This window comes from Pseudomonas oryzihabitans, assembly GCF_007665395.1.
GTDB lineage: Bacteria > Pseudomonadota > Gammaproteobacteria > Pseudomonadales > Pseudomonadaceae > Chryseomonas > Chryseomonas psychrotolerans_C.
Genome location: NZ_VDND01000016.1, coordinates 99,234 through 107,218, shown reverse-complemented (window position 1 = coordinate 107,218; position 7,985 = coordinate 99,234). Strand labels below are relative to the sequence as shown.

General features: G+C 65.0%; 9 protein-coding genes. 3 read left to right on the top strand and 6 right to left on the bottom strand.

What is annotated here, in order from left to right; all coding sequences use genetic code 11:
* Positions 1–234: 234 nt before the first annotated feature.
* Positions 235–1,002: a hypothetical protein gene (locus FSV73_RS24225; RefSeq protein ID WP_260856154.1), complete on the top strand. Its 768-nt coding sequence runs from the start codon at positions 235–237 to the stop codon at positions 1,000–1,002.
* A 25-nt stretch (positions 1,003–1,027) separates the two neighbouring features.
* Here FSV73_RS24225 and FSV73_RS24220 read toward each other — a convergent pair whose 3' ends face one another.
* The 4 genes from FSV73_RS24220 to msrB form a co-directional block, all read right to left on the bottom strand.
* Entirely contained in the window at positions 1,028–1,516 is a 489-nt protein-coding gene (locus tag FSV73_RS24220; protein ID WP_145012746.1) for a GAF domain-containing protein, read from the bottom strand.
* On the bottom strand, positions 1,513–2,400 hold the full coding sequence (locus FSV73_RS24215) for an ATP-binding protein (RefSeq protein WP_145012743.1): 888 nt from the start codon (positions 2,398–2,400) through the stop codon (positions 1,513–1,515). The genes FSV73_RS24220 and FSV73_RS24215 overlap by 4 nt, the downstream gene beginning before the upstream one ends.
* A 111-nt stretch (positions 2,401–2,511) precedes the next feature.
* Complete coding sequence (locus FSV73_RS24210; RefSeq protein ID WP_145012740.1) at positions 2,512–2,997, bottom strand: glutathione peroxidase; 486 nt, start codon at positions 2,995–2,997, stop codon at positions 2,512–2,514.
* Positions 2,994–3,395: a peptide-methionine (R)-S-oxide reductase MsrB gene (gene msrB / locus FSV73_RS24205; protein ID WP_145012737.1), complete on the bottom strand. Its 402-nt coding sequence runs from the start codon at positions 3,393–3,395 to the stop codon at positions 2,994–2,996. The genes FSV73_RS24210 and msrB overlap by 4 nt, the downstream gene beginning before the upstream one ends.
* A 155-nt stretch (positions 3,396–3,550) precedes the next feature.
* Between msrB and FSV73_RS24200 the strand changes: the two genes are divergently transcribed.
* Both FSV73_RS24200 and htpX read left to right on the top strand, forming a co-directional pair.
* Complete coding sequence (locus FSV73_RS24200) at positions 3,551–4,762, top strand: pyridoxal phosphate-dependent aminotransferase (RefSeq protein WP_145012734.1); 1,212 nt, start codon at positions 3,551–3,553, stop codon at positions 4,760–4,762.
* A gap of 183 nt (positions 4,763–4,945) precedes the next feature.
* Complete coding sequence (htpX, locus tag FSV73_RS24195) at positions 4,946–5,824, top strand: protease HtpX (RefSeq protein WP_145012731.1); 879 nt, start codon at positions 4,946–4,948, stop codon at positions 5,822–5,824.
* 42 nt (positions 5,825–5,866) lie between these two features.
* Here htpX and FSV73_RS24190 read toward each other — a convergent pair whose 3' ends face one another.
* Positions 5,867–7,042 (bottom strand): vWA domain-containing protein, encoded by a 1,176-nt coding sequence (locus tag FSV73_RS24190; RefSeq protein ID WP_145012728.1) that lies wholly within the window; start codon positions 7,040–7,042, stop codon positions 5,867–5,869.
* A gap of 8 nt (positions 7,043–7,050) precedes the next feature.
* On the bottom strand, positions 7,051–7,884 hold the full coding sequence (locus tag FSV73_RS24185; RefSeq protein WP_145012725.1) for an AAA family ATPase: 834 nt from the start codon (positions 7,882–7,884) through the stop codon (positions 7,051–7,053).
* Positions 7,885–7,985 lie beyond the last annotated feature (101 nt).

The window sequence follows — 7,985 nt, the reverse complement described above, 5'->3', positions numbered from 1 at the left end:
GGGACTCGAACCCCTGTTACCGCCGTGAAAGGGCGGTGTCCTAGGCCACTAGACGAAGGGGACCAGGTAGAATCCCTCGGGACTCTGGCCTACCACTCGGCTGACGCTTGCCGCCGTTGGGAGTGCGCGCATTCTAGGGAGCCTTACCCTAGGCGTCAATAGCTGATTAAATACTTTTCAAATCAACGACTTCGCTCGTACGACAAACGGCGGGCCAGTACCACGGAGAAGGTCATGTCCTCAACGATGATTGCAGCGGTGGTGGGACTCGGGATCCTTCTCATCATCATGATCGCGTTCGTCAACCAGAAGCTCGAAGCGGGACGCCTGGAGAAGCAGCGACTGGTCGCCGACCTCACCGACCGCATCAAGAGATGCGCGCAGCTGGCGGGCAGCCTGCCGGGTCAACTGATGACACCGGCGCTGAAGCAGCTGTTCAATCGCATCGAGCTGGGGCTGATCGCCCGGCTCGCCGCCCTGCAGCCCTCCTCCGCTACCCTGACGACGCGCAAGACCGAGCTGGAAGAGGGCCTGGCCAAGGGCGACGACATCGAAGTCACCAACGTCGCCCGCCCGGTGCACACCGAGGCACGGGTGAAGGAAGTGCGTGGCTATCTGGAGATGCTGCATTCGCTGGTGGCCCATGCCAACCAGGTCGGCATCCTCGATGGTCAGGAGGCGCAGCGCTGGGTCGCCGAGATGCGCTACCTGCTCACCCTGAGCTATGTGGAATTCTTCCGCTACCAGGCTGAACAGCAGATCAAGAGCGAGCACTTCATCCAGGCCCGCCAGGCCTACGAGCGGGCCATCATGCAGATCCGCAAGCAGCAGCAACCCGAGCGCTACACCGAATTGCTGACCTACCTCGAGGAGCAGATGACCCAGGTGAAGCGCCAGCAGAGCGAATTGGCCGAGCAGGCCAGCGGCAGCGCCAACGAGCTATCGGATAGCGTGGATACGCTCAAGGACGATAGCTGGCGCAAGAAGAACGACTACGAGTGAGGGCGTCCCTGCCCTTCTCTTGCGCTCAGCAGTCGGTCGCCGCCAGGAAGGCGGCCACCAGGGCTTCGATACCCGCCTGATCCGCCGCACTGAAGCGCGCCGGATGCGGGCTGTCGAGATCCAGCACGCCAAGCAGGCGACCGTCCTTGACCAGGGGCACCACCAGTTCACTGCGCGAGGCGGCATCGCAGGCGATGTGTCCGGGGAAGGCGTGGACATCCTCGACGCGCTGCGTCAGGCGCTGGCTGGCGGCCGCCCCGCACACCCCCTTGCTGAAGGGAATGCGCATGCAGGCGACCTTGCCCTGGAAGGGCCCCAGCAGCAGCTGGTCCTGGCCGTCGACGAAATAGAAGCCCGCCCAGTTCAGGTCGGGGACTTCCTGGAAGATGAAGGCGGACAGCTGGGCGGCATTGGCGACCAGGTTGCGCTCCCCAGCCAGCAGGGCTTCGACCTGCGCGGCCAGCATCGCATAGCCTTCCAGTCCCGCCCCTACGCCCGTCAGTTCTACGGTCATGCTTTCTCCAAGAGTTTGAGCCCGACCCACTGCCGGGCGAATTGATAGGCACAGCGGCCGTTGCGGTTACCCCGCCCGGACGCCCAGCGGATCGCCTCGCGATCGGCCTCCTCGGACCATTCCAGGCTCGTCCCGGCCTTGTCCGCCAGGGTCGCGCACCAGTGGCGAACGACAGCCAGGTAATGGTCCTGGGTGAAGGGATAGAAGGACAGCCAGAGGCCGAAACGATCCGACAGGGCGATCTTGTCCTCGGCCGCCTCGCTCGGATGCAGCTCGCCGTCGACATGTTCCCAGTTGGCGTTGTCGCTCTGCCGCTCGGCCACCAGGTGGCGGCGATTGGACGTGGCGTAGAGCACGACGTTGTCCGGTGCCTGCTCCAGCGAGCCATCGAGCACGCTCTTGAGCACGCGATAGTCGTCGCTTCCGGCATCGAAGGACAGGTCGTCACAGAACACCACGAAGCGTTGCGTCTGGCCGGCGATCTGTTCCACCACGCGCGGCAGATCGGCGAGATCGTCACGCTCGATCTCGATCAGGCGCAGGCCCTGCTCGGCATATTCCGCCAGCAGGGCGCGAATCAGGGAGGATTTGCCGGTGCCACGCGCACCCCACAGCAGGGCGTGGTTCGCCGGCAACCCGGTGACGAATTGCCGGGTATTGCGGCCCAGCTGCTCACGCTGCCGATCGATACCCAGCAGGTCGGACAGCCGCAGCTCCAGATTGACCTCCAGGGGCTGCAGGTAGCCGCCATGCCCCTCGCGGCGCCAGCGCGCGGCATAGCACCCTTGCCAGTCGAGGGGCTCACGACGATGGGGCAACAGGGGTTCGAGGCGCTCCAGCACCTGCCGCGCGTGGAGCAGAAAGTCTTCCAGGTTGGTACTCACAGAGGATGGTCCTTGACGACAGAAAAGAGCAGCCGGGCAAGCTGCCCGAACCGACCGATGCATTATCGTATGACTTTTGAAATCAGTACAAAGCCTAGCCCTGTCAATCCGCTAAGACGCGAGGGCGAGGCGAACGTGCTTCTCCAGTTGCGCCGGCTTGGTGATGGGCGCGAAGCGCTGGACCCGCTCCCGCTCCGGGCTGATGAGGAACTTGGTGAAGTTCCAGCGGATGGCCGTCCCCAACAACCCGGGTGCCGCGCGCTTCAGGGCCGTGAACAGCGGATGCGCCGCGTCGCCGTTGACTTCGATCTTGGCCATCACTGGAAAGCTGACGCCGAAACGCGTGACGCAGAAGGCCTGGATCTCGGCATTGCCCTCCGGCTCCTGCCCCCCGAACTGGTTGCAGGGAAAGACGATCACCCGGAGCCCCTCGGCCAGGTAGCGCTGCTGCAACCGCTCGAGGCCGTCGTACTGGCGGGTGAAGCCGCAGCGACTGGCGGTGTTGACCACCAGGTAAGCCCGCGCCGGCCAGTCGGCCAGGCAAGCCGTCTGGCCGTCGGCGGTCTGGAACGGCAGGTTCAGGAGCGCGGACGTCACGCCGATGCCCTGGGCTCGAGGTGAAGGGCTACCGAATTGATGCAGTAGCGCAGCCCGGTCGGCGGCGGACCATCGGGGAAAACGTGGCCCAGGTGCGCATCGCAGCGGGCGCAGAGCACCTCGACCCGGTGCATGCCATGGCTGAAGTCTTCCTTTTCCCGCACTGCTGCGGAATCGATGGGCGCGTAGTAGCTGGGCCAGCCGCAGCCGGAATCGAACTTGGTGCTGGAGTCGAACAGCGCCAGCTCGCAGCAGGCGCAGTGATAGACGCCGGGCGTCTTGGTGTTGCAGTAGGCACCGGTATAGGGTCTTTCGGTGGCGGCCAGACGACAGACGCGGAATTGGTCGTCGGTCAGGCGCTCGCGCCAGTCTTCCGGGCTACGCTGTACTTTTTCCATGGTGACCTCGCTGGATGCCGGCGCATCTTTTGTAACAGGCGATGCGGCCGTATGATTCCCGCTCAGTCTGGCATCCACCCCCGGATGCTGCCAAGCGCCGGTCGGCGTCCGCCTTTGCCGAGTCTTTCTCGCCCTTTTCCAGGATCCTTTCCACCATGCAGGTCTCCAAGTCGAACAAGCTCGCCAATGTCTGCTACGACATTCGTGGCCCGGTCCTCAAGCATGCCAAGCGGCTCGAAGAGGAAGGCCACCGCATCCTGAAGCTCAACATCGGCAATCCGGCGCCCTTCGGCTTCGAGGCACCCGAGGAGATCCTGCAGGACGTCATCCGCAACCTGCCGACCGCCCAGGGCTACAGCGACTCCAAGGGCCTGTTCAGTGCGCGCAAGGCAGTCATGCAGTACTGCCAGCAGAAGCGCATCGAGGGGGTCGGCATCGAGGACATCTACCTGGGCAACGGCGTCTCCGAGCTGATCGTGATGGCGATGCAGGCGCTGCTCAACAACAACGACGAGGTGCTGATCCCGGCGCCGGACTACCCGCTGTGGACCGCCGCGGTCAGCCTGGCCGGCGGCAAGCCGGTGCACTACCTGTGCGACGAGCAGGCCGGCTGGTTCCCCGACCTGGCCGACATGGAGGCCAAGATCACCAGCAACACCAAGGCGCTGGTGCTGATCAATCCGAACAACCCCACCGGTGCGGTCTATTCGAAGGAGGTACTGGAAGGCATAGTCGAACTGGCGCGGCGGCATAACCTGGTGCTGTTCTCCGACGAGATCTACGACAAGATCCTCTACGACGAGGCCCTGCACATTTCCACCGCCTCGCTGGCGCCGGACGTGCTCTGCCTGACCTTCAACGGCCTGTCCAAGTCCTACCGCGTCGCCGGCTTCCGTTCGGGCTGGCTGATCGTCTCGGGTCCCAAGCACCGTGCCCAGAGCTACATCGAAGGGCTCGACATCCTCGCCAACATGCGACTGTGCGCCAACGTACCGGCGCAGCACGCGATCCAGACGGCGCTGGGCGGCTACCAGAGCATCAACGACCTGGTGCTGCCGCCGGGGCGACTGCTGGAACAGCGCAACCGCGCCTGGGAACTGCTCAACGACATCCCGGGCGTGAGCTGCGTGAAGCCGATGGGTGCGCTCTATGCCTTCCCGCGGATCGACCCCAAGGTCTGCCCCATCCACAACGACGAGAAATTCGTCCTCGACCTGCTGCTCTCGGAAAAGCTGCTGGTGGTCCAGGGCACGGCCTTCAACTGGCCCTGGCCGGATCACTTCCGGGTGGTCACCCTGCCCCGCGTCGACGACCTGGAACAGGCCATCGGCCGCATCGGCAACTTCCTGGGCGGCTACGCCCAGTAGCGGGCAAAGCATTTCCGCGTCTTTCACCGGTTGGCGCCCCTGGCGGCGGCAACCGGCACAGGCGCTCGCCCTTCGGTCACCAGGCCAACGCAAGACACAGTTTGCAATAGTGGAAACGTTGAATGGATCGGGGCCGAACCTTATATAGCCGGCAGATAAACCTGTGAGGAGCTGTACCCCACCATGATGCGCATTCTGTTATTTCTGGCTACCAACCTGGCGGTGCTGATCGTTGCCAGCATCACCTTGAAGGTGCTCGGCGTGGATCGCTACACCGGTCAGAACTATGGCAGTCTGCTGGTGTTCTGTGCCGTGTTCGGTTTCGCCGGCTCGCTGGTCTCGCTGTTCATCTCCAAGTGGATGGCGAAGATGAGCACCCGCACCGAGGTCATCAGCCAGCCGCGTACCCGCCACGAGCAGTGGCTGCTGCAGACGGTCGAGGAACTCGCCCGCGAAGCCGGCATCAAGACGCCCGAGGTGGGCATCTTCCCGGCCTACGAGGCCAACGCCTTCGCCACCGGCTGGAATCGCAACGACGCCCTCGTGGCGGTCAGCCAGGGCCTGCTGGAGCGCTTCTCGCCCGACGAGGTCCGCGCGGTGCTGGCCCACGAGATCGGTCACGTCGCCAATGGCGACATGGTGACCCTGGCGCTGATCCAGGGCGTGGTGAACACCTTCGTGATGTTCTTCGCGCGGATCTTCGGCAACTTCGTCGACAAGGCCATCTTCAAGAACGAGGAAGGCCATGGCATCGCCTACTTCGTGACCACCATCGTCGCCGAACTGGTGCTGGGTATCCTGGCGAGCATCATCGTCATGTGGTTCTCGCGCAAACGCGAATTCCGCGCCGACGAAGCCGGTGCCCGCCTCGCCGGTCCCAACGCCATGATCGGCGCCCTGCAGCGCCTGCGCGCCGAGCAAGGCATCCCGGTGCAGATGCCCGACACCCTGAACGCCTTCGGCATCAATGGCTCGCTGAAGAACGGCCTGGCCGGCCTGCTGATGAGCCACCCGCCGCTGGAAGACCGCATCGAGGCGCTGCGTCGCTACGGCCAGCGCTAAGCGCCAGAGGCAAACGAAAACCCCGGCTCCGGCCGGGGTTTTTCATGGGCGCGTCAAAGCCCGGATGGCATCGCCCAACCCCTCGCCGGTCAAGGGGAACATGCGCTGAGCCATGAGCTCGCGCAGCAGCTGGATCGAGGTGCTGCTGGCCCAGCCTTCCTGGGGATAGGGGTTGAGCCAGGCCGCCCGGGGAAAGTGCTGGCACAGCCGCTGGATCCAGAGGGCGCCCGGCTCTTCGTTCCAGTGTTCGACGCTGCCTCCGGCCTGGGTGATCTCATAGGGCCCCATGCTGGCATCGCCCACGATCACCAGGCGGTAATCCGCGCCGTAGCGCCGTAGCAGTTCGTCCGTCGCCAGGCCCTCGTCATGACGCCGGGCATTGTCCCGCCAGACGCGTTCATAGACGCAGTTGTGGAAGTAGTAGTACTCCAGGTGGCGGAATTCGAGGCGGCAGGCGCTGAACAGCTCGGTGCACAGCCGGACGTGCAGATCCATGGAGCCGCCGACGTCGAGCAGGAGCAGCACCTTGGTCGCATTGCGCCGTTCCGGGCGATAGCGCACGTCCAGCAGCCCACCGTCGCGCGCCGTGGCGGCGACGGTGCCGTCGAGGTCGAACTCGGCCGCCGCACCCTGGCGGGCGAAGCGCCGCAACCGGCGCAGGGCCAGCTGCAGATTGCGTCGATCCAGGGGTGCGCGGTCGTCCAGGTTGCGGTAGTCGCGCTGCTCCCAGACCTTGGCGGCGCGCCCCTGGCGGGTACCGGCCTCGCCGATGCGTACGCCGAAGGGATTGTAGCCGCCACTGCCGAAGGGACTGGTACCGCCGGTGCCGACCCACTTGTTGCCACCGGCGTGACGCTCCCGCTGTTCGGCCAGGCGCTGCTGCAGCGTCGCGAGCAGCTCGTCCAGCCCGCCCAGGGCCTGGAGCCGCTGGCGGTCCTCCGCGGAGAGCAGCCGCTGCAGTTCCAGGCGCAACCAGTCGGCGGGAAGGGTACTGGCCTCGGCGGGACGCTCCCCGCGCGCCAGCTCACCGGCGTAGACCTGATCGAAACGGTCGAAGAAGCGCTCGTCCTTGACCAGCAGGGTACGGGCCAGCAGGTAGAACGCCTCGGGATCGGCGACCACCAGACCGGCATCCAGGGCCGCGTGCAGATCCAGCAATTCGCCCAGGGATACCGGGATGCCAGCCGCCCTCAGGCGGGTGAAGAAGTCGAGGAACATGCCCGTCCTCAGCTCCGGCGACGGCGCATGAAGGACTGGCGCTCGAGCAACTGCAGGTCCTGCTCGTTCTTCAACAGGGCACCGGCCAGCGGCGGCAGCCCGCCCTCCCCCTGCAGCCCCTGCTGCGCCGCTTGGTCGCCGAGCAACAGCGCCAGCCAGTCCACCAGCTCCGAGGTGGAGGGCTTCTTCTTGAGCCCCGGCACGCTACGCAGGTCGTAAAAGAGATCGAGCGCCTCCTTGACCAGGCGCCCCTGAAGTTCGGGGTAATGCACCTGCACGATACGCTCCAGCGTCTCCCGCTCGGGGAAGCGAATGAAATGGAAGAAGCAGCGACGCAAGAAGGCGTCCGGCAGCTCCTTTTCATTGTTGGAGGTGATGATGATCAACGGCCGCCGCTGGGCACGGATGGTTTCGCCGGTCTCGTAGACGTGGAATTCCATCCGGTCGAGTTCCAGCAGCAGGTCGTTGGGAAACTCGATATCGGCCTTGTCGATCTCGTCGATCAGCAGTACCACCGGGTCCTCGGCGGTGAAGGCATCCCACAGCTTGCCCGGCTTGATGTAGTTCGCCACCTCCTGCACGCGAGGATCGCCCAGCTGGGAATCGCGCAGGCGACTCACGGCATCGTACTCATAGAGCCCCTGCTGCGCCTTGGTGGTGGACTTGACGTGCCAGGTAATGAGCCGCGCCCCCTGGCTCTGGGCGACCTGTTCGGCCAGCAGGGTCTTGCCGGTGCCCGGCTCGCCCTTCACCAGCAGCGGACGCCCTAGCTGGATGGCGGCATTGACCGCCAGACTGAGTTCGGCCGTGGCCACATAACGCTCGGTACCCTGAAAGGCCATCACTGATCCTCGGCAGCTGTTTCGCCAGACGATAGCACGCCGCGCCCGGGCTGGACGCCACTGGACGCAAGGCCTAGGCTGCGAGTTTTCCGCGCCGTACA

Excerpts from the sequence above, each read along its gene's own strand:
- FSV73_RS24225 (WP_260856154.1), top strand. The coding sequence starts at position 235 with ATGTCCTCAACGATGATTGCAGCGGTGGTGGGACTCGGGATCCTTCTC.
- FSV73_RS24220 (WP_145012746.1), bottom strand. The coding sequence starts at position 1,516 with ATGACCGTAGAACTGACGGGCGTAGGGGCGGGACTGGAAGGCTATGCG.
- msrB (WP_145012737.1), bottom strand. The coding sequence starts at position 3,395 with ATGGAAAAAGTACAGCGTAGCCCGGAAGACTGGCGCGAGCGCCTGACC.
- FSV73_RS24200 (WP_145012734.1), top strand. The coding sequence starts at position 3,551 with ATGCAGGTCTCCAAGTCGAACAAGCTCGCCAATGTCTGCTACGACATT.
- htpX (WP_145012731.1), top strand. The coding sequence starts at position 4,946 with ATGATGCGCATTCTGTTATTTCTGGCTACCAACCTGGCGGTGCTGATC.
- FSV73_RS24190 (WP_145012728.1), bottom strand. The coding sequence starts at position 7,042 with ATGTTCCTCGACTTCTTCACCCGCCTGAGGGCGGCTGGCATCCCGGTA.
- FSV73_RS24185 (WP_145012725.1), bottom strand. The coding sequence starts at position 7,884 with ATGGCCTTTCAGGGTACCGAGCGTTATGTGGCCACGGCCGAACTCAGT.